Below are 19,401 nucleotides of genomic sequence, written 5' to 3' on the forward strand. Positions count from 1 at the left end.
CAATACGCCCTGGAAAACACCCAGGTGCTCCATGAGCCGGACCGCCGCATCGACACCTTTGGCAGCACCCATTTCGAGTTTCAGATCGTCACCGAACTCATGGATACCGTCGGTGCCGTGCGCGTGCGTGAAGGCCGCATCGAGGCAGAGAAGCCTCTCATCCTGCGCCCGGAACTGCCCGGCCAGTTTGACTTTGAAGGCTTTGGCCCCGAAGTGGCCGGGTTTGGCGAATTCCTGCGGGACAACCTGCACAAGCTGGCGATCCTCAAATACGGCTTCAAATTTCGCAAAGGCGACATCAGCGAGCAGATCATCCATGAATCCATGGAAGAAGTCACGGGCAAGCTGCTCGCGAACATTCGCTCATCGGGCAATCCGATGCGTGCGGTCATTCAAGGCGTGGACGACACCTGGGAAATCTGCCTGCTGAAGTTCACTGTCGAGATGATCGAGAAGTCCCAGAACATCAACCTCTTCGATTTCAAACGCCGCGGCCTGCTGGGCTGAGTGGTAGTTTGCAGGTTCACGCAATGGCCAAGACCCAGATCAAACTGCTGATTTTCCTCATCACCGTGGGCTTGGTGGCAGGCACTCTGGCGATGGGGTACTGGGTTTACATGAACATCCTGCTCAAAGAGAGCCAGGTGGAGCATGACATCGCCTCCATGAAGGCGAAGGACCGCCCGCGTGTGGACCCCGGCATCCGCCGCTTCGAAGCCGCGGTGGAGCTCATTCACCAGGGCAAAATCGACGACGGCCGGGATGCGCTCTACAAGCTCTGCCAGCAGTTTCCCGATTCCAAGACCTGCGCCGAGGCCATGCGCATCATTGGTGAAATCAACATGGACCAGCTCTACTCGGCAAACTCCACCGCCGGGAAGAAAGACTACATCGTGCAGCCGGGCAATTCGCTGAACTCCATCGCCACCAAGTTCGACACCACCGTGGACTCCATCATCCGCTCCAGCGGTTTGATGAGCTTCAATCTGCACCCCGGCGACCACCTCACCATCATCCCGATGGACTTCCATCTCGGTGTCAGCATCTCCAAAAAGCAGGTCATGCTGCTGCGCAAAGTGGGTGAAAAAGAATACCTCTTTAAAGTTTACAATGCGAAAGACATCCGCCTGCCCCCCGGCATGCGCCTGCCGGTGGAAATGACGATCGCGGGAAAAAACTCCATCTTTGACGGCAAGCCCGTGGTCTCCACCGACCCCAACTACGTCGATGCAGAGAAATGGTTTGCCGGCACAAAATCCGGCATCAGCCTCCGCACTCCCCCGGTGGCCCGAGCCCTAACTGTTGAGGAACCGAAAGTTCCGGCACCTGCTCCAAAAAAATCTGGCGCTCCTGCCGCCATGCCCGCTCCAGCACCCGCCCCAACGGCGGAAACCGGCATCTTCCTCGCCCGTGAAGACATCGAAGAACTCTTTGCGCTCGTTCGCAAAGGGTCAAAGTTGAGCCTCGTGAGATAATCCCTCCCACCCCTTTCCCAACCAGACCGCCATGAAACAAGTTTTGGAATTCGAAAAGCCCATCGTCAAAATCCGCGAAGAAATCGAGGAGGCCAAAAAGAAGCTGGCCGCCAAGCCCAGCGACAAGCTGGCCCAGCAGATCGCCGATCTCGAAACGAAGGCCGAAAACTTGCAGCGTGACATTCACGCCAATCTCTCCCCCTGGCAGCGCGTGCAGATCTCCCGCCACATTGGCCGGCCCTTCATGCTCGACTATGTGAAGCACATCACGGATGAATTCGTGGAGCTGCATGGTGACCGCCACATCGGCGATGACAACGCGATGCCCGCCGGATTTGCCACCATCGGTGGTCAGCGTGTGGCGATCCTCGGCCACCAGAAAGGCCGCGACACCAAGGAAAACCTGCTGCGCAACTTCGGCAGCGCCCATCCCGAAGGCTACCGCAAAGCCCTCCGCCTCATGCGCATGGCTGAAAAATTCAGCCTGCCAATCATCACTCTCATCGACACCCCTGGAGCCTTCCCTGGCATCGGCGCGGAAGAGCGCAACATCGCCGAAGCCATCGCTTTCAACCTGCGTGAGATGATGACCCTGCGCACGCCGGTCATCGCCATCGTCATCGGTGAAGGTGGCAGCGGTGGTGCTCTCGGGATTGGCATCGCGGACCGCGTGCTCATGATGGAGAACGCTTATTACTCCGTCATCAGCCCTGAAGGCTGCGCCGCCATCCTGTGGAAACACCGCGAGCACGCCCCTGAGGCCGCCTCCGCGCTGAAACTCAGCGCCCAGGATCTCTCCAAGCTCGGCATCATCGACGGCATCATCCCCGAGCCTCTCGGTGGTGCGCACAACGACCACTTCGCTGCCGCGAACTCACTCAAAGACGCAGTGCTGGCCACACTCAAGGAGCTCAACACCCTTCCGACCGCCCAGTTGCTGGAGCAGCGCTATCAGAAATTCCGCGCCCTGGGTCAGTTCACGGAAGGCTGATCTCCGGCCGCACCCCGCCACTGCGGAAGAAGCCCGTTTTGATGCTTTACAGCGCCTGCTCCCCCGGGAAAGCTCGCGGCTTATGAAGTGGCTTATCCGCATTGTCGTTGTTCTCGTTTTAATCATTGGCGCCGGTCTTTGGTTTGGCTGGTCACAGCTTGGCAATCTGGTCAAGTTTGGCATTGAGCAGGGCACGCCGCCGGTGGTGCAGACCAGCGTGTCTGTGCGGCATGTGAATGTCTCTCCCTTCTCCGGCACCGGTCTTATCGAAGACTTCCAGATCGGCAATCCCAAGGGCTTCACGGGTCCTTATGCCGTGCGCATTGGCCGTGCGGAGGTGGGTTTGGACCTCAACAGCGTCAGCGCGGACAAGGTGGTCATTCAGCACATCCGCATCACGGATCCAGAGATCAATCTCGAAGCGGGTCTTGGTGGCACTAATCTCAAGCACATCGCCGACAACGCGATGAACTTTGTCTCCCAGCAAACCGCGCGTGCTGGCAGCGCCACCCCGAGTGCAGCCGCGCTTCCCGCTGACGGCAAGCCGAAGAAGTCCGTCAAACTTCAGGTGAATGAACTGCTCATCACTGGGGCCAAACTCAGCGCCAGCGCAGCGGGTGTTGTTCCAGGTGCAGACGCCCGAATGACACTGCCTGAGATCCGTCTCACCAATCTCGGCACTGGTGCCGCCGGCATCAGTCCTGCGGAGCTGACGGCACTGATTCTCCGCCAGCTCAATACCGAGGCCGTCAAAGCCAGCGCCAGTGGTGCTCTCAAAAACATGCTCCAAGGTGGCACCGACAAACTCAAGACCGATGGCATCAAGGGCCTGTTTGGGAAATAGGAGCCATTGAGTCATGGGCGGCGGGTGAAACTTGCTCAGCCTCCAGCGTGGACTTCCTTTCGGACGAGTGTGCACCTTCGTGCCTTCCGATTCCGGGCGCTTGGGCGCTTTTGCCAAGTGTTGCGATGTCGAATGGGACAATATTTGCCCATTCATCAAGCGTCCCGATGTCGAATGGAGCAACATTTGTTCATTCATCGATTCATCGGCAGCCAGTGAGTGACAAAGAATGAGCCGATGTTTGGTTGGTCTTCCGCCTATACCAACCTATGCGCCGATTCTCCCTCCCACTTCTGCTCGTCTTCTCCACTGCCAGCTTCGCCGCCGAGGTAGCGGAAGATAAAAAGAAAAAGCCCACCAAGACCGCTGACCTGCCCGAGGTGGTGATCACGGCCACGCGCAGCGCGACTCCGCTATCCCAGGTGCCTGCTGCTGTGAAGACACTGGATAAAAAGCAGATGGAGGAGCGCCTGACACGCACCTTCCCCGAGGCACTGCGGGAAACTCCCGGCGTTTCGATTCAGAAGACCTCCAACGGACAAGGTTCCCCTTTCATCCGCGGCTTCACCGGTTTCCGCAACCTGATGATGGTCGACGGCATTCGCTTCAACAACTCCACCTTCCGTGACGGACCGAACCAGTACTGGAACACGATTGATCAGTATGGCATTGACCGCGTGGAAGTGCTGCCTTCGCAAGGGTCTGTGCTGTATGGCAGCGATGCCATCGGCGGTACTGTGAACGCCTTCACCAAGGGATCGGGCTTTCTCAGCGAAGCCGAAGGCAGCTTCTTCTCCCACGGCCGGGCGGATTATCGTTACTCCACGGCGGAGCACAGCAATGTGGAGCACCTCGAAACCAGCATCGGTGAAGGGCAGAAGTGGGGGCTGCATGCCGGTGTCACTTTAAGCCAGTTTGGTGATGTCACCGACGGCAGCGGACGGCGGCAGCGGCACACCGGTTACGATCAGTGGGCCTTCGATGTGAGGCTGGACATAGCGCTGGACGATCAGTGGACCTTCACCGCCGCGCATCAGCAGGTGCGCCAGAACGATGTGTGGCGCACGCACTCCACCAACTCAGGCGTTTCCTTTGAAGGCACCGCCGTTGGCACAGACCGCGTGCGACTCTTCGATCAGGAGCGCAGCCTGACGTATGCCCGCCTCGCCGGGAAGGATCTGAACAGCTTCATCGACAACGCCAGCCTCACCGTCTCCGTGCAAACCGCAGGCGAAAACCAGTTCCGTGTCACCGGAGGCGGCACGAGATCCTATAACATTGTGGATGTGGACACCCTCGGCGCAGATCTCCAGTTCACCAGCGAGTCACCCATCGGCACCTTGGTCTATGGCGTCGATTTTTATGAGGACTTTGTGCAATCACACGCCTCGGACAATCCTTTTCAGGGAGCCGTCGCGGACAACTCGACCTACAGCCTGCTGGGGGTTCACATTCAGGACGCCATCGACTTCGGCGAACGCGTGCATCTCTTCCTCGGAGAGCGTTACACGCATGCCACGGCCAGGCTCGGCAGCTTCCAGAACCCCACCACCCTCGCTCAGCAGTCTTTTACCAACAGCTGGGACAACTTCTCCGGCAGCGTGCGCTTTGTGATCGATCTCGATGAGAGGGACCGCTATTCTCTGTATGGCGGCGTGTCGCAGGCCTTCCGTGCGCCCAACCTCTCCGACCTTTCCCGTTTTGATGTGGCTCTGTCCGGTCGCAAAGAAACACCGGCCACCGACCTGTCCCCGGAAAAATACCTGACCTATGAGATCGGTCTCAAAGCAAACACCGAAAGCCTCACCGCCAGCCTGGCCTACTTCTACACCAAGCTGGACAATCTGATCATCCGGCGCTCCACCTCCGTGCCACTGCAGGACACCAAGGCGAATGGCGGCGACGGTTACATGCAGGGCTTCGAGTTCGCCGCACGCTGGCGGATCGACAAGCACTGGAGCCTCTTCGGCCATCTGGCATGGGTGGAAGGTGAGGCGGATCAGTTCATCGGCACCACCACGCAGAAACGCCGCGAGCCGCTGGGCAAAATCTCCCCTCTCGTGGGCTACGGTGGCGTGCGCTGGCAGACCACGGATCAACGGTTTTGGACAGAGTTCGTCTGTCTCACCTATGGCGAGGCCGGGCGCTTGAACACCTCTGACCAACTCGACACCCAGCGAGTCCCGCCCAACGGCACGCCTTCTTTCTGGCTGCTCACGCTGCGCGGTGGCTACTCCGTCACCGAGAACCTCATCCTAACCGCCTCTCTCGACAATCTGCTGAACAAAACCTACCGCTACCACGGCTCCGGCTCCAACGAGCCCGGTTTCGGTGCGAACCTTGGTGTGACGGTGAAGTTTTAGCAGTGACGCGTTGATTTGCAAAGACGCCGGAATTCACGCATCCACCACCCGCAGCGCGGACTCGCTTGAGGCATCGCTCATGATGCGGCTCGTGATTCCGGCGATGCTGAACTTTCCGGCGTAGGGCACATGCAGATGCGAATCACGCGCCGCCATGTCCCATTCCAGCCGCAGGTATTCGGCGATGACATTGGTGAGGCTGAGCTGGAAAAAATGCCCGACCGCCGCCCACACGATGGCGATGTGGCTGTCGCATCTCCCCTGCTCCACCGCCTCACGCAGCCGACCCAGCACACCTTGATAACGCGCATGTTTCGTGGATTTGAGCAGCACCGCGCCCGCCTGAAGGCTGCGCTGGCAGGCAGCGGGTGAAAGCTGGGAAGAGAGTCTGGAAGAAGCCGCGATGAGACCAGCCAGATCATTCGCATGCGCGCTCTGCCATGCGGACTTGAGCGCCGGGCCAATGGCTTCACGCAGCACACTTTCAGCCGCGGCATTCCAGTCGCCCACATCTTCCACCAGCAGGACCTCCACGCGGGCGCGCACGCTGCCCAGCAGCCACTTCACCCAGTCCAGTCCACGGGACCAGTCCTCGATGACCCGCTGATCATCCGCCGTGTCTTGCGGCGCGGGCAGCAGAGTGATGGTGGGAAGCAGATGCAGTTTCATCGCGACAGCCACTGACGCCGCAGCCATGGGCGGCGATTTTCAAACCTTCGTTGCATAGACCCGTTCATCGCACGAACTATGCCTCCAGCGCAGCAATGCGCGAACAGAATACTTTTCATGAGCGAAGCCTCCCCACTTGACACCTCCACGCCGTGGTATGCCTGCCAGCGCTGCGGCAACTGCTGCCGCTGGCCCGGAGATGTGCGCGTCACGGACGATGAGATCACGCGCATCGCCGCGTATCTGGACATGCCGCGCATCGAGTTCGTGGAGCAATGCACGCGGCTGAATGCCAACCGCACCGGCCTGAGCATCATCGACAAGGCCAATGGCGAGTGCCTCTTCCTTGAAGGCGTGAATGTGTGCCGCATCCAGCCGGTGAAGCCGGTGCAGTGCGAAGGCTTTCCCAACACCTGGAATTTTCCCGGCTGGCGCGAGAAGTGCGAGGCGGTGGAGGCACCGCGCCCTGCATCCCACTAGGCTGCTTCCGGCACCGATTTGTCCCAAAGCACGGACTTCGTGTAGGCGTAGGGTTTGCACAGCACGACCTTGCTCACATCCGTGCGGATGACGGCAAATTTGTGATAGTCCTCCGTCTCGCAGTACTTGCGGTAGTAGGCCTTGGATTTGCCGGGCATCTGATCCCAGTAGCGCTTTGCTGCATCTCCCTCGATCAGCCGCGTGTGTCCGGAAAGATACACGATGGTCTCCATCGAGGGTGAGGCAAACATCCACTCCGCCTGCGGATTGGCACGTAGGATGTCGGCCTTCAGCGAGTTCGGCGCGGTGATGGAAATGATCTCCTCCATGTCCGTGGTGACCTGCGTGGTCATCCAGGCCGAATGCGGATGCCCCTCGGCGTCTGACGTGGCCAGTACGGCATTGCGGCAGTTCGTCACCAGCTGGGCGGCGTTTCGAGTGGCTTCGTTTTCGATTTTCATGTTCAAACAAACGCCAAATTTACCGCAGCGTCTCCGCGTGGCTTGCCCGCATGTGCGCCTTTTTTGAAGATCGCTGCTTTACTGGAGGAGCGGCCCGTGCATGACATCTCCCCACATGAAGCAGCAGACCATCGTCACCCTGGACCTCGAAGGCGTTCTCGTCCCCGAAATCTGGATCGCCTTTGCCGAGAAGACCGGCATCCCCGAACTGCGCCGCACCACGCGGGATGAACCTGACTACGATGTGCTCATGAAGGGCCGCCTCAAAATCCTCGATGAGCACGGCCTGAAGCTGCCGGACATCCAGCAGGTCATCGGCACGCTTTCCCCCATGGAAGGTGCCAAGGCTTTCCTCGATGAACTGCGCTCCATCACCCAGGTGATCATCCTGAGCGACACCTTCGCCGAATTTGCCCAGCCGCTGATGCGCCAGCTCGCATGGCCGACGATTTTCTGCCACCAGCTCGATGTCGCCCCAGACGGTCGCATCGTGGACTACAAGCTGCGCCAGCCGAACCAGAAGCAGAAGTCCGTGGCTGCGTTCAAGGCGCTGAACTACCGCGTCATCGCCGCAGGTGATTCGTTCAACGACACCACGATGCTCGGCGAGGCCGACGTCGGTTTCTTCTTCCACGCCCCGGCCAGCATTCAGGCGCAGTTTCCGCAGTTCAAGCCCTTCGACGACTACGGCGAGCTCCTGGCCGCCATGCGCGCGGTGCTTTGAAGCATCATTGCCACAACGCGATTCCGCGTCCAGAATGCGCGCTCGTTTCACGACCCGCATGCCACAGCTCCATCTTCAGCCCGACTTCGCCACCTTTCAGACGCTCGCGCAGCAGGGCAATCTCGTACCAGTGATGGCGGAACTCGCCGCCGACTACGAAACCCCGCTCTCTGCATTCCAAAAGATCCACGATGGCCGCTGCGCCTTCCTGCTGGAATCTGCAGAGCTCACCCAGCACTCCGGGCGCTATTCCCTGCTCGGCAGTTCACCGCGCATCATCTTCACCGCACGCGGTCGTGAGATCGAAATCGAGGAGCGAGGCAAAAAGCGCAGCTACACCACCACCGGCGATCCATTGACGGAGTTGCAGGAGCTGATGAAGCCCTTCACCCCACTTGAAACGCAGCCGCTGCCGGTTTTCCACGGCGGTGCGGTCGGTTACCTGGCCTATGACATGGTGCGCTTCTTTGAGCCGACACTCTCACCACCGCCGAAGGATGAACTGGGCCTGCCGGACATGGTGTTCATGGTCACCGACACCGTGCTGGTGTTTGATCACCGCACCCGCCGCCTGTCCATCGTGGCCAATGTGCACACTAATGAGCATGCCACGCTGGAGGCTGCCTACGACTGGGCGCGCGAGCAGATCGCGGATGTCATTGCCAAACTGGAGAAGCCGCTGGCTGCCAGACCGCTGCAAACCTTTGCCCCCGTGGGTCAGCTACCACCTCCGGTGAGCAACACCACGCAGGAAGAATACGAGGCGATGGTGCTCAAGATGAAGGAGTACATCGGCGCCGGTGACATCTTCCAGGGCGTGCCCTCCCAGCGTTTTGAAACGGACTACCAAGGCACCACGCTGGACCTCTTTCGTGCACTGCGGCACGTGAATCCGAGCCCGTATATGTTCTGCATCGACTTCCCGCAGGGCTTCGCACTGGTCGGCAGTTCGCCGGAGGTTCATGTGAAGTGCATGAACGGCCGCATCGACATCCGCCCCATTGCCGGCACACGTTGGAGGGGCAAGACCCCCGCTGAAGACGATGCCCTGGCTCAGGAACTGCTGGAGGATCCCAAGGAACGCGCCGAGCACATCATGCTCGTCGATCTCGCACGCAATGATGTCGGACGTGTGGCCGACTATGGTACCGTCCGCGTCAGTGATCTGATGATCATCGAGCGCTACTCGCACGTCATGCACATCGTTTCGAACGTGGACGGCCATCTGCGTGACGACAAGACCGCCTATGACGTCATGCGCGCCACCTTCCCTGCAGGCACCGTCAGCGGCTCGCCCAAGGTGCGCGCCATGGAGATCATCAACGAGTGCGAGAAGAGCAAGCGCTGCGCGTATGCCGGCGCCGTGGGTTACTTCGGCTTTGATGGCAACCTTGATTCATGCATCGCGCTGCGCACCTGCGTGGTGAAGGATGGCAAAGCCTATGTGCAGGCTGGCGCTGGTGTTGTGGCTGACTCTGTTCCTGCCGCCGAGTATCAAGAAACGATCAACAAGGCCACCGGCATGCTGCGTGCGATTCAATGGGCGCGTCAGTTGAGTGCACCGTGAGCTGATTGAGTTGCTCACACACTAATCACAGCGAGCTAACAAGCTAATCACACAGTTGCTCACAATGCGCGAATGCATCACCCAGAAACAGAGAACCCCCCGGCATGCGAAGCCGGGGGGTTCCATTGGCGATCCAGCAACCAACAACGATAGAGGACCGATTGGCACGAAATGCTTTAGCTGAGGAAGCTTGCAAACGTGGCCCGCGAGTTGCCCCACGGACGACGACATGTTAAAAAGTTTTGCCCCTCCCGTCAACCTGCCCACCCTTCTTTTGCAAAAAGAAACCGCTGAGTCGCAATCCTGAGAGCCTAAAACGCCCAATTGTTATCAAAATTTTAGCAAAACGAGTCTTGACACCTGATCTGTCACTTTCGACCAACCACTACTCAACCGAACACACGCCCTCATGCCCACCTCCCAAGACCTCGGCCAGCTCCTCCTCATGGGTGTCCCCGGTGCCGAACTCACTCCCGAAACGGCCGCACGACTCAAAAAACTTCAGCCAGGTGGCTTCATTTTATTCGGGCGCAACATTCAGACCCCGGAACAGGTCCGCAAACTCATCGATGACCTGCGCGATATTTCCAACATCGAGCCATTCATCACGATTGATCAGGAGGGCGGTCGCGTCTCGCGTCTCCGCCTGATTGGTGAAGAACCACCGAATGCCCAAGCGCTGCGTGACAAGGGTGATCCCGCGCTGATCAAACGTCATGGCAAGCTCACCGGGCAGATTTTGCGCCTCTTCGGTTTCAATCTCGATCTCTGCCCAGTGCTGGACATCTCGTATGATGATGCGGCGGACAATTCTCTCAAAGGCCGCACCTATGGCAAAGATCCACAGCAGGTGATCGACAACGCGGGTGTGTTCAATCGTGCCATGCGCGCCGAAGGCATCCTGAGCTGCGGCAAACACTTCCCTGGCTATGGGCCAGCGGAATGTGATCCGCATGAGTTCCTGCCTGTCATCACCAAAAGCCGTGAAGAAATGGAACGCAGCGAACTGCTGCCCTACTCTGCGCTGCTGCCGGAACTCGACAGCGTGATGACCTGCCACAGCAACTACACCGCTTACGATCCGGACCGTGGCCGCTGGCCTGCCAGCCTGAGCCATAACATCGTGACGAAGCTGCTGCGCCATCAATATGCCTTCGATGGCCTGGCCATGACCGATGACCTCGACATGGGAGCGATCCTGAATGAAGTCACCTTTGAGCAGGCCATTCAGGAAGCCGTGCGCGCCGGCAATGACCTTGTCATGATCTGCCACCGCGTGGAAATGGTGGAGCTGGCCCGTCAGCACCTTGAGGGTGTCGAAGCCCCGGCCCTGCATGATGCCTTGATGCGGATCGAGAAAACCAAGAAACGCCTGGTGAAGCCGGACTCGTTCAATCTCGACCGCTTCGCCGCCATCAATCGCGATATCTGGCAGCTCCGCGTCGATACGCTCGGCGAAGAGGCGGCCAAAAATCTCAGCGTCGAAGACGGCAAACGTTCCCCTGTGGAGCTGTACTGAAACCCAAACTTCGCATCAAGCCCAGGGTTCGCAGAACCCTGGGTGCTCAAAGGCGAACGAAATTATGGTTCCGTCCATCGCAGCCAACCCTGCCGGCCGCCATCTACAAGCTCTTGTCGATCAGCAGCGAGGCTGAGCGCCGGGGATTCGGGTGGTAGCCGTTCATGGCGGCGCGGATGCGCTTGGCGCGATCCACACAGGCCTCGGCCTTTTGGAAATCTCCTGACGCCTTGTACACCGCCCCCAGATTGATGAAAGTCTGGGAGAGGTCGGCAGGGTCCATCTGCCCTTCATTGAGATTCTGCCGGATGGCGAGCGCCCGTTCATGCATGGCCTGCGCACGATCCACATCCATGCTGCTGTAGTAGAGCACCCCGAGATTGTTGTACACGGAAGCCACGCGTGAGCTCTGCTCGCCATCGATGCGCTGAAAAGTTTCCAGCGCTTCGCAGTAATAGCCCTCGGCTTTTTCAAACTGCCGCAGCTGTTTGAAAATCATGGCCAGGTTGTTTTTGATCGTGGCCACCTTGTCGCTGTCCTCCAGCCCGTTGTTAGCGCTGATGGTCAACGCCTGCTCATAGAACTCAGCCGCCTTGTCCATGCGCCCCCAGCGATCATACAGATGTGCCAGGAGCGAGTAGATGCCAGTCAGCAGGTCTGGGTCCTGCTTGCGCAGCTCCTGGGCACGAAAGAGCGCCTCACGATAAAGCGACTCGGCCTTGCGGAAATCCCCCTCCTTCTGCCGCAGATCCGCAAGAACACTGATCTGCTCAACCAGCGCACCAACACGGACCGGATCATGGTACGCAAGCCTCCGCGCCTCCTCGACGCTGCGGGAGGCGGAGGCTATTTGGCGCTCCAATGCGGTATCCACGTTGGGTTGAAGAATGTTTCACGAAACCGGCTGAACTCCGGCTAGCTGGCGTCGCGATAGGACTGGGCGAGATTGACGATGGTGTTGCGTGCATGGGCCATCATTTCGCGGGAGACGCCGTTGTTCTCATACCAGTGCGTGTAGGCATGGTTGTCGAACATGATGTCAAAGTTGGTGATGAGGCGCTCAAACACGGCGGCGATGCCGGTGTGATTGACCAATGCGAGGCCGCTGGAGGCAAAGCCTTCGGGGGCGGTTTCAGCCACACCCATTTTGATGCCAGTCGGTACGTAGCTGGCGAAGTTCAGGCTCTTGCGGATGGCCGCCATGTTTTCCTCCACTTCCTTGGCTTTCACATCCCCACGGAACAGGGCGCAGGCGGAAAGGTACACGCCGTTGGTCCAGTCGATGGCCGCGGTGAAATTGTCCTGGGAGAACGTCTCACGTGCAACGTCGGGGAAGTTGATTCGGACCTGTCCTTCCTGACCGGGACCACGCATGGGAGCAAACGAGGCCGTGAGGAAATGATTGCCGGGGAACGGCACCAGATTGGTGACGTATTCGCTGAGATCGGTGTTGAGTTTTCCAGGAAAGCGCAGGGATGCGGTCACCGAACTCATGATGAGAGCGATGATGTGGTTGAGGTCCATGTAGTTCGGGCTGCGGTGCAGCTTCGATTTCGCAATGCGGAAGAGCGCCTCGTTGTCCAGCAGCACGGCGGCATCCGCGTTGTCGAGGATGCGCTGCAGCGTGAGGATGGCGTTGTAGGGCTCGACGGCAGAGTCGGAGATCAGCGGGGAAGGAACCACGGAGAACGTGAAGATGCGCTTCTTGGGATAGGCCTGGCGCAGACGCTCCAGAATGAGCGAACCCAAGCCCGAGCCGGAACCACCACCGATGGAGTGGGTCATCATGAAGCCCTGCAGAGACTTGGTCTTTTCGACGGCGGCGTCGATCACATTCATGATCTGGTCGATAATGCGCTCACCTTCGACGTTGTAACCACGCGCCCAGTTGTTGGCGGCACCGGGGATTTTTCGAATAATGCAGCTCTCGTCAAACAGCTGCGCCATGTCACCGCCTTCGATTCGGGCGATCACCCCGGGCTCAAGGTCCACCAGAATGGCGCGCGGGATGTATTTTCCGTCACGGACCTTGTGAAAGAACACCTCCATGTTCGTGTTGGCGGCGGCAGTCGTGTTGCCATCCTTCAACGTACCCGCCTCGGTCAGGCCATGTTCACGCAGCAGGAGCCGCCAGTAACGGTCGGCGATTTGATTGCCACATTGTCCGACATGAATGCTCAGAATCTCTCTCACGGTTATTCCTCCAAACGGTTGTTTTATCGATTGCCTGATTTGCTGTTCTTAACGACGACGGTCCACGAGGTCACGCAGACTCATGCCACCGCCGCGGCTGTCATCCACGCTGGCGCTGCTGCGCGGGAAGTCAGATGCGCTGTCCTGCACCTTGGCTTTAGCACCGCTTTCCTCGGCCACCTGATAGCTCTGAATGAGTTCCTGAGCGGAAGCACGGAGCGCATTGATCTGCTCTTCGGACATGCCTTCATTGAGGTACCAGTTGGCGAAGGCCTTGCGCTGCCAGAGCTTGTCAAAGTTGTGGCAGATCCGGTCCAGCACACGGGCGATTTCGGTGTTGTTGGCCAGCAGCACCATGCTCTTGCGATGGGAGATGCCGGGCTGCTCGACGTAGCCGATCTTGAACGCGGTGGGAATCCAGTAGGTCAGCGGCAGCTGCTCACGCATCGCGGCGAGGGCGGCGTCTGCCAGCGGCTTGTCGTCCATGATGCCACGGTAGAGCACCGCAGTGCTCAGGAAGCGGCCTTCCATGGGGGAGCAGGCGGCAAAAACGGAGGCGTTGTCAAACAGGCTGCGAATCATTTCCTCGACGCCCATTTCTTCAAACTTGCTGCGGTCAGGCGGTGTCAGCGGAGCAAAAGCGCACATGAGGAAGTGCAGCGAAGGCTGCGGCACCAGATTCGTGAGCAGCTCACGCAGGCTGATTTCCACGGTCAGGAAGCCGCTGAAACGCATGGAAGCAGTCAGACCGGCAAGCGCCTCGGTGATGAGCAGGTTGAGGTCATCCACCGTCGGGCTCTCGATGTTCCATTTGCGATGGGCGAGTTCGAACAGCGCTTCATTGTCGAAGATGAGGCAGGCGTCGGCAGAACGGCGCAGCGTGTTGAGCGTAAACACCGTGTTGTAGGGCTCGGTCACCACCGAGGAAACCTGCGGGGATGGCAGCACCGCGCAGCTCAGCACGGGGAATTCGGGATACTTTTCTTTGACGGATTCAATGAGCAGAGCACCAAAGCCGGAACCGGAACCACCGCCCGTGGCGTGCAGAACAAGAATGCCGCCGACGTTGTCGCACTTGTCGATTTCGGCATCGAGCCGACCCATGACTTCTGGCAGAACTTCACGCCCTGCACCGAGATAACCCACGGCAAAATTACCACCGGCACCTTCCGTGCGGCTGATGAGGTTGCCAGGGTTGAAGAGCGAACCGGAGGTGGCCTTGATGTTGTCGATCACGCTTGGCTCCAGATCGACCATCACCGCACGAGGCACATAGCTGCCGGAAGAGGATTCGCCGAGCTTGCTGAAAAACGCGCTCCAGTTTCCGCGAGGAGTCTGGCCCTGGGCGGTCTGACCTGTCATCGGATCAATGCCGTGCTCCTGACAGATGGTTTTCCAGAAAGACGCGGCAATCTGATTGCCTGCCTGACCGATTGAAATAACGATAGTGTTGTTGACCTTCATCAGTCTCTCCTAATTTTCGCGGTTTCTAATGTGATGTGTACTGCCTGCAATGGGGGGGAAAGGCCACCAGCCTCAGCGTGCCGGTGATTCTCATCCGGCGTGCTCCGGACTTCGCAATCAAAGCGGCATTGTTTGCGGCGCTCATCTCCACTAAGGATAGTTTTACCTGTGAGTGCGCCGTGAGTCCAAGCAAATTCGGTGCTTTCGTGAGGAATCCCACGCCAAAATGGCTGCAATATTGAAATGCGGGCAATGGCTGGGATCACGGTGTTTCTTTGCGTTTCAGCGGCAAAGGTGCGGCGGTGGATATGGCCGGCATCTGCCCTGTACTGCTTTCCACCTGTCCCTGTTTCATGCGATCGATCTCCTCTTTGGAAGGAAGGATGGCACGACGAATGGTGATGGGCGCTTTCTCTGGCTGCTTCGCAACAGCTGCAGAAGGGACAGCGGCATTTGCGGTTTGTGGCGGGTTGCTCGCAGCGGGCGTCACCACAGCGGGCGTCACTGCATCTGCCGTCATGGGCTTCACTTCATTCACCGGGGCCTGCACGATGGGCGACGGAGCGGGAACCTCTGTCACTGAGGCCACCACTGCCGGCACCGGTTTGACGGATGGATTCGGCACAGCCTCCTTCATCACCGCCACAGGCTTGACGGCGGCGGCGGCAACGACCGGAGTGACAACAACGGGAGCAGGTTGCGGTTTGACAGGTGCAGCTTGAGCCGGAACCGGCTTGCTCTGGACAGCCTTCACGACCAGAGGTGGCGCGTCCTTTTGACTGACCGCAGGTCCTTCAGCTTCCGCCGAGGAAACCACAGGCTGCGCTGCAGCATACGGTTCCTTTTTACCGCCCATGAAAATCCATGCGCCAATGCCCAGTATCACTGCAGCAGCAGCCGCGATGGCCCCCACTGGCAGGCTGCGCTTTGGCTGGACCAACGAATTGAAGTCATGCGTCTTGATCCCGCGCTTGATGGGGGAAATGGGCTCGTCCTCAAAACTTCCAGCGGATGCCTCATTCGCATTCCAGTCATCGTCAAAATCAGACACGGAACCGACGCTTTCCATCTCCTCCAGCGCCACTGTGCTGCTGCCACGCAGGCGTGTGGCGAGATCAACCGTTGGAGCTGTCAGGAGCGCCTCAAACTTGTCGATGAAATCACCCGGACTTGGGGTCTTGCCTGCACGGCGGATCAGTTCAAGACACTCACGCACATAAGCGGCGGCGGCCTCAGGGATGGATTCAGGAAACTGCGGCACGCCTCCGGTCTGGCGCTCACCCGTGAGCAAATAACCTGCAAGCGCCACAAAGGAGCGGTGCCGGAAATCACGATTCTGCAAATGCTCCTCCTGCTGCTGTCCTTCGGTGAGGTCCATGTCCACCAGCAGAGGCTCGTACAGGCTGCGCATGGTCATGTGCGGGCGCAGCTTCACGACAAACGAAGGCCAGGCATCCAGACGCTTCTGCATCAGCCGTTCCAGCTCACGTGAAAGCAGCGGACCATTTTTACCCACACGCAGCAGGATGTTGGAAGGGTGCAAATCCACGCGCTGCACGCCACACTCCACAGCCTGATCAAGCCCGGCCCGGATCTGGCGCATCAGAACGGTCACTTCAGCAGGATTCAGCGTGATGCGCTCCGCCATGAGACGGCTGAGCGCAAAGCCAGGCTCCCGCTCTTCCGTCAGGAAGGTCCAGTCAGGACTTTCCCAGAGACTCAAGGAGCGCAGGATGTTTGGGTGCCGCTCAGGATTGAAACGCCACATCTGCAGGGGCACCGCCTCGTAGCGGGATTTGTCCACGATACGCGAAGGCGGCAGCAGGTGCACCGTGACAGCCTGACTGAGCTTCGTGTTGATCGCCGGAATGGAGAAGGGATAGCGGCGTGCGTGATCCGCATCCTCCACACGAAACCGTGTTCCAAGAATGGTTTCGACCGGCACATCCTCCAGCAGGAGTTCCTGAAGCTGTGACTGTGGCAGCAGCGAAGAATTCACCACCAAGTGTTTGCGGAAATTGCGCGCTTTGATGTTGCTCGAAAGCGCGCTGAACGCCTCGCGCACATCGTCACGCAGTTTTTCGATCGATGCCGGAGCATTGTCGGGGTCGGTGAGCGCAGCTCTGACCGCTGTGCGCAATCCCATCGGCAGCTGTGTCAATGCAGGGAACCGGTCCGGATTTTCGCCAGCATAGGGCTGACCGGTCAGAAGAAGGAAAATAAGCCGGCAGGCCTCCACCACCAGCCGTGCACCGCTTTGCCCCTCGGTCCCTGCATCCAGCTGCGACAGACCGTAATCAAACACGCGGAGCTGCAGGAAGGTGTCTTCCAAGGTGGTGACCAGCACGCGGTCCAGATGCATGCGCGAGACAAGACGCTGAAATCCTTGCAACTGGAGCAGGTCATCCAGCAATTGATAAACGAGCGCCAGAGCCGTCGCGGGCGCCACTGCGCCGCGCCTTTGGGTGTAATGCTCGACAAACTCACCATCGTTGAGATTGCTGGTGTAATAGACCAGCCCCTGATCCTCACCCACTTCCAAAATGCGCATGAAGGCATGCCCGCGGATTTCTGAAGCCTGGCGGGCGCGATCAAACGCGGATCTCTTCATCGCCGCATCCAGGGTGCTGCCCCCGCGCAGCACATGCAGCTCCACCAGGCGGTGAATGCGGTTGTCGAAGGCTAGAAAAACCACCTCGTCTTTAGAACGCACCAGCTCGACCGGTGCACCACCGGTTCGATGAGCCACGGAAAGGCTGCCAAATTGCTGAAGCTCTTCAATCATAACAAGTTAATGACCATACAGTGAAACAATACCGACTTGAGAGTTTGGGGCAATGCTTCACCTATGCACTCTAATTTATAAGGGTTGTGGCTCAAAATTGCAAAGTTTATTCTAAAAAATCTGGTAATTTTACATTGTTAATAAACCACCCTTTAGAGCTTAAACCATAAAAGGCATAGTCCGTCGTGGCTATTCTAATAAAGCTCAAAGGATACCAACTGAGCTCACAAAAATGCAAGATTTGCATCCCTGAAACTCAGATTTGAGCCAGAGCACGTCCTTCGTTTTATTTCTTATCCCCACCTGCCGGCGTGGATCTGCTGGCAGGAACGCTGCCAGCAATAGCGCCTAGGCGCTGTTTCTCGGCATCGCTCCATTGATAGGCTGCGTCAGAGAGCACGTTGCGTGCCGCAGTTTTAATCTCTGCCGCATTCGGGGACCCCGGATAGTTCAACATCTCCCAAAGTGTGATGGCATTCCCCTTCACTCGATCCAGCAGCAGTTTGCACACACGCAGGCGGACGTCTTGATCTTTGGGCGGGTCTAGATGAAGCCAGACCAGCAGATTCAGGTACTGCGGACTCTCGAAGGGCAGTTCCTGGCTTTTTCCTGAGAGCACCTTTTCGTTCTCCTGCCAGCCGCCTGTTTTTGCCAAAGCATGCTGCGATTCAAAAGGCTTCATCTCAGCGGCCTTCTTTTGCAGTTCGTTTTTCCGCCATGCCTCCATCTCGGCAGGGGTCGAGATCGTCGCAGCGGGCTTTAAAGCATCCAAAATACCCAAGACAAATTCCCGTGGCAGCACCAGCACAGGCACCATCACGGTGAGCAGCATCGCCAGGCAACCGCAGAACCAGGGCAGAAAAAACCGCGCCAATGGCCCCGCCTGAGGATGCGGTGGAATTTCTCGGGTAACTCTCCCGGCTGCCGGAACCAAGTCAGGCATGGCCTTGGGTCCTCCCCCATTTTCTGTTTTCGCGGTCGCCAGCTTTTGGGTCACATCCACCAGCTTTTCCTGCTGCTGCGCAAATTTCACCGCCAACTCCCACCAGCATTCGGGCAGCACCGCCTTGAACAAGTCAGCGCCTTCCATGTCAGTCGTCAAACAATCCGACAAATGGTCCAGGGCATCGCGCTCCGCCTTGCTCTTCCATGTCCAGGCCGTCTTGGGTTTGCGCAGCCGCACGTCCCAGAAATCACGTTCGTCCTGCACTGCGCTGCACACGACGCGTCCGGCCGCCAGCCAGCGCTTGGCATCTGCCAGCGCCTCCTTGTGCTCCTCCCCTGCCAGTGGCAGAGCGGCATTGTACAACTGCTCTGCGCGTGAAAAGCGCGTCACCGCAAGTGTGGCGGCCAGCGCCAGCATCACATCAACGGCACAGGCGTTTCTGGAGGCATGGGACGCCACGATCGCATCGGCGAGTCTGGAAAGGCGGTGCGTCTCCCCGCGTGCAGCCCAGCGGGACGCGACCATGCACGTCACATTCACCTCTCCGCTGCCCATTTCGATGACAAGATCCGGGATGCGCGCGAGTTCTGCGAGCTGATCCTCGTCCTGCTCAAACATCTCGGCAATCAGCAGACTGCCCGCCGCCGCCCACTCCGGCTTTGAAAACGCCTGGCAGCAGAACGCATCAAAGTGCCCGGGAACGGCGACTTTGGCGGCCACCGCACGCAGCAGGCCTTTGGCACTGGCGCGCAGTTCCTCCGGCAGCCCATTGTCGATCATCACCTCGATGCGAAGCATCGTTTCGGGATCGATCGCACTGCTGGAAGAAGCATCCAGCACCTGGCTGGAGGACATCTTCAAGGCGGATGCTGAGGCGCTGTTTCCCATTTTCAGCGCCATTGATAAGGCGAATCACGCCA

The 19,401-nt window shown here is 58.8% G+C and carries 16 protein-coding genes; 9 read left to right on the forward strand and 7 right to left on the reverse strand.

Features of this window, described 5'->3' with window-relative positions:
- From WAW39_RS27040 to WAW39_RS27060, 5 genes are all read left to right on the forward strand, one after another.
- Positions 1–507, forward strand: a 507-nt coding sequence (locus WAW39_RS27040; RefSeq protein ID WP_422322305.1) for a hypothetical protein, incomplete at its 5' end; no start/stop codon positions are given.
- Between the two features lie 23 nt (positions 508–530).
- Positions 531–1,475 (forward strand): LysM peptidoglycan-binding domain-containing protein, encoded by a 945-nt coding sequence (locus WAW39_RS27045; protein WP_422322307.1) that lies wholly within the window; start codon positions 531–533, stop codon positions 1,473–1,475.
- Between the two features lie 31 nt (positions 1,476–1,506).
- Positions 1,507–2,466, forward strand: coding sequence for an acetyl-CoA carboxylase carboxyltransferase subunit alpha (locus WAW39_RS27050; protein ID WP_422322309.1), 960 nt, complete (start codon positions 1,507–1,509; stop codon positions 2,464–2,466).
- An 82-nt stretch (positions 2,467–2,548) separates the two neighbouring features.
- Positions 2,549–3,310 carry a hypothetical protein gene (locus WAW39_RS27055; RefSeq protein ID WP_422322311.1) on the forward strand — a complete coding sequence of 254 codons (762 nt, stop codon included), beginning with the start codon at positions 2,549–2,551 and terminating at the stop codon, positions 3,308–3,310.
- Positions 3,311–3,579: 269 nt separating this feature from the next.
- The gene (locus WAW39_RS27060; RefSeq protein ID WP_422322313.1) at positions 3,580–5,673 is read left to right on the forward strand and encodes a TonB-dependent receptor plug domain-containing protein; all 2,094 of its coding nucleotides are present in this window, start codon (positions 3,580–3,582) and stop codon (positions 5,671–5,673) included.
- 33 nt (positions 5,674–5,706) lie between these two features.
- Here the strand turns inward: WAW39_RS27060 and WAW39_RS27065 are convergent, their stop codons facing one another.
- Positions 5,707–6,369, reverse strand: coding sequence for an urease accessory UreF family protein (locus tag WAW39_RS27065; RefSeq protein ID WP_422322315.1), 663 nt, complete (start codon positions 6,367–6,369; stop codon positions 5,707–5,709).
- A gap of 90 nt (positions 6,370–6,459) precedes the next feature.
- On the opposite strand from WAW39_RS27065, the gene WAW39_RS27070 reads away from it, so the two are divergent.
- Entirely contained in the window at positions 6,460–6,822 is a 363-nt protein-coding gene (locus WAW39_RS27070; protein ID WP_422322317.1) for a YkgJ family cysteine cluster protein, read from the forward strand.
- On the opposite strand, the gene WAW39_RS27075 is transcribed toward WAW39_RS27070, so the two are convergent.
- Positions 6,819–7,283 (reverse strand): pyridoxamine 5'-phosphate oxidase family protein, encoded by a 465-nt coding sequence (locus WAW39_RS27075; RefSeq protein WP_422322319.1) that lies wholly within the window; start codon positions 7,281–7,283, stop codon positions 6,819–6,821. The two genes, WAW39_RS27070 and WAW39_RS27075, sit on opposite strands and share 4 nt — an antisense overlap.
- Positions 7,284–7,398: 115 nt before the next feature.
- Between WAW39_RS27075 and thrH the strand changes: the two genes are divergently transcribed.
- The 3 genes from thrH (at position 7,399) to WAW39_RS27090 (ending at position 11,093) form a co-directional block, all read left to right on the forward strand.
- Positions 7,399–8,007 (forward strand): bifunctional phosphoserine phosphatase/homoserine phosphotransferase ThrH, encoded by a 609-nt coding sequence (thrH, locus tag WAW39_RS27080; RefSeq protein ID WP_422322321.1) that lies wholly within the window; start codon positions 7,399–7,401, stop codon positions 8,005–8,007.
- Between the two features lie 58 nt (positions 8,008–8,065).
- Positions 8,066–9,574, forward strand: coding sequence for an anthranilate synthase component I (gene trpE, locus WAW39_RS27085; protein WP_422322323.1), 1,509 nt, complete (start codon positions 8,066–8,068; stop codon positions 9,572–9,574).
- A gap of 409 nt (positions 9,575–9,983) precedes the next feature.
- Positions 9,984–11,093, forward strand: coding sequence for a glycoside hydrolase family 3 N-terminal domain-containing protein (locus tag WAW39_RS27090; RefSeq protein WP_422322325.1), 1,110 nt, complete (start codon positions 9,984–9,986; stop codon positions 11,091–11,093).
- A 103-nt stretch (positions 11,094–11,196) separates the two neighbouring features.
- On the opposite strand, the gene WAW39_RS27095 is transcribed toward WAW39_RS27090, so the two are convergent.
- From WAW39_RS27095 to WAW39_RS27115, 5 genes are all read right to left on the reverse strand, one after another.
- Entirely contained in the window at positions 11,197–11,967 is a 771-nt protein-coding gene (locus WAW39_RS27095) for a tetratricopeptide repeat protein (protein ID WP_422322327.1), read from the reverse strand.
- Positions 11,968–12,008: 41 nt separating this feature from the next.
- Positions 12,009–13,286, reverse strand: coding sequence for a tubulin beta chain (locus WAW39_RS27100; RefSeq protein WP_422322329.1), 1,278 nt, complete (start codon positions 13,284–13,286; stop codon positions 12,009–12,011).
- Positions 13,287–13,334: 48 nt separating this feature from the next.
- Positions 13,335–14,750, reverse strand: a complete 1,416-nt coding sequence (locus WAW39_RS27105) for a tubulin beta chain (RefSeq protein WP_422322331.1) — start codon at positions 14,748–14,750, stop codon at positions 13,335–13,337.
- 262 nt (positions 14,751–15,012) lie between these two features.
- A complete protein-coding gene (locus WAW39_RS27110) occupies positions 15,013–17,535 on the reverse strand; it encodes a hypothetical protein (RefSeq protein ID WP_422322333.1) in 2,523 nt (840 codons plus the stop codon).
- A gap of 286 nt (positions 17,536–17,821) precedes the next feature.
- Positions 17,822–19,336, reverse strand: coding sequence for a hypothetical protein (locus WAW39_RS27115; protein WP_422322334.1), 1,515 nt, complete (start codon positions 19,334–19,336; stop codon positions 17,822–17,824).
- Positions 19,337–19,401: the final 65 nt, after the last annotated feature.

The sequence above is a fragment of the Prosthecobacter sp. genome, from assembly GCF_049294395.1.
Taxonomy (GTDB): Bacteria; Verrucomicrobiota; Verrucomicrobiia; order Verrucomicrobiales; family Verrucomicrobiaceae; genus Prosthecobacter.

Bases quoted from the DNA above. Each gene is read 5' to 3' on its own strand.
- WAW39_RS27115 (WP_422322334.1), bottom strand. From the start codon at position 19,336: ATGTCCTCCAGCCAGGTGCTGGATGCTTCTTCCAGCAGTGCGATCGAT.
- WAW39_RS27105 (WP_422322331.1), bottom strand. From the start codon at position 14,750: ATGAAGGTCAACAACACTATCGTTATTTCAATCGGTCAGGCAGGCAAT.
- WAW39_RS27050 (WP_422322309.1), top strand. From the start codon at position 1,507: ATGAAACAAGTTTTGGAATTCGAAAAGCCCATCGTCAAAATCCGCGAA.
- WAW39_RS27045 (WP_422322307.1), top strand. From the start codon at position 531: ATGGCCAAGACCCAGATCAAACTGCTGATTTTCCTCATCACCGTGGGC.
- WAW39_RS27090 (WP_422322325.1), top strand. From the start codon at position 9,984: ATGCCCACCTCCCAAGACCTCGGCCAGCTCCTCCTCATGGGTGTCCCC.
- trpE (WP_422322323.1), top strand. From the start codon at position 8,066: ATGCCACAGCTCCATCTTCAGCCCGACTTCGCCACCTTTCAGACGCTC.
- WAW39_RS27060 (WP_422322313.1), top strand. From the start codon at position 3,580: ATGCGCCGATTCTCCCTCCCACTTCTGCTCGTCTTCTCCACTGCCAGC.
- WAW39_RS27070 (WP_422322317.1), top strand. From the start codon at position 6,460: ATGAGCGAAGCCTCCCCACTTGACACCTCCACGCCGTGGTATGCCTGC.
- WAW39_RS27110 (WP_422322333.1), bottom strand. From the start codon at position 17,535: ATGATTGAAGAGCTTCAGCAATTTGGCAGCCTTTCCGTGGCTCATCGA.
- WAW39_RS27065 (WP_422322315.1), bottom strand. From the start codon at position 6,369: ATGGCTGCGGCGTCAGTGGCTGTCGCGATGAAACTGCATCTGCTTCCC.
- thrH (WP_422322321.1), top strand. From the start codon at position 7,399: ATGAAGCAGCAGACCATCGTCACCCTGGACCTCGAAGGCGTTCTCGTC.
- WAW39_RS27055 (WP_422322311.1), top strand. From the start codon at position 2,549: ATGAAGTGGCTTATCCGCATTGTCGTTGTTCTCGTTTTAATCATTGGC.
- WAW39_RS27075 (WP_422322319.1), bottom strand. From the start codon at position 7,283: ATGAAAATCGAAAACGAAGCCACTCGAAACGCCGCCCAGCTGGTGACG.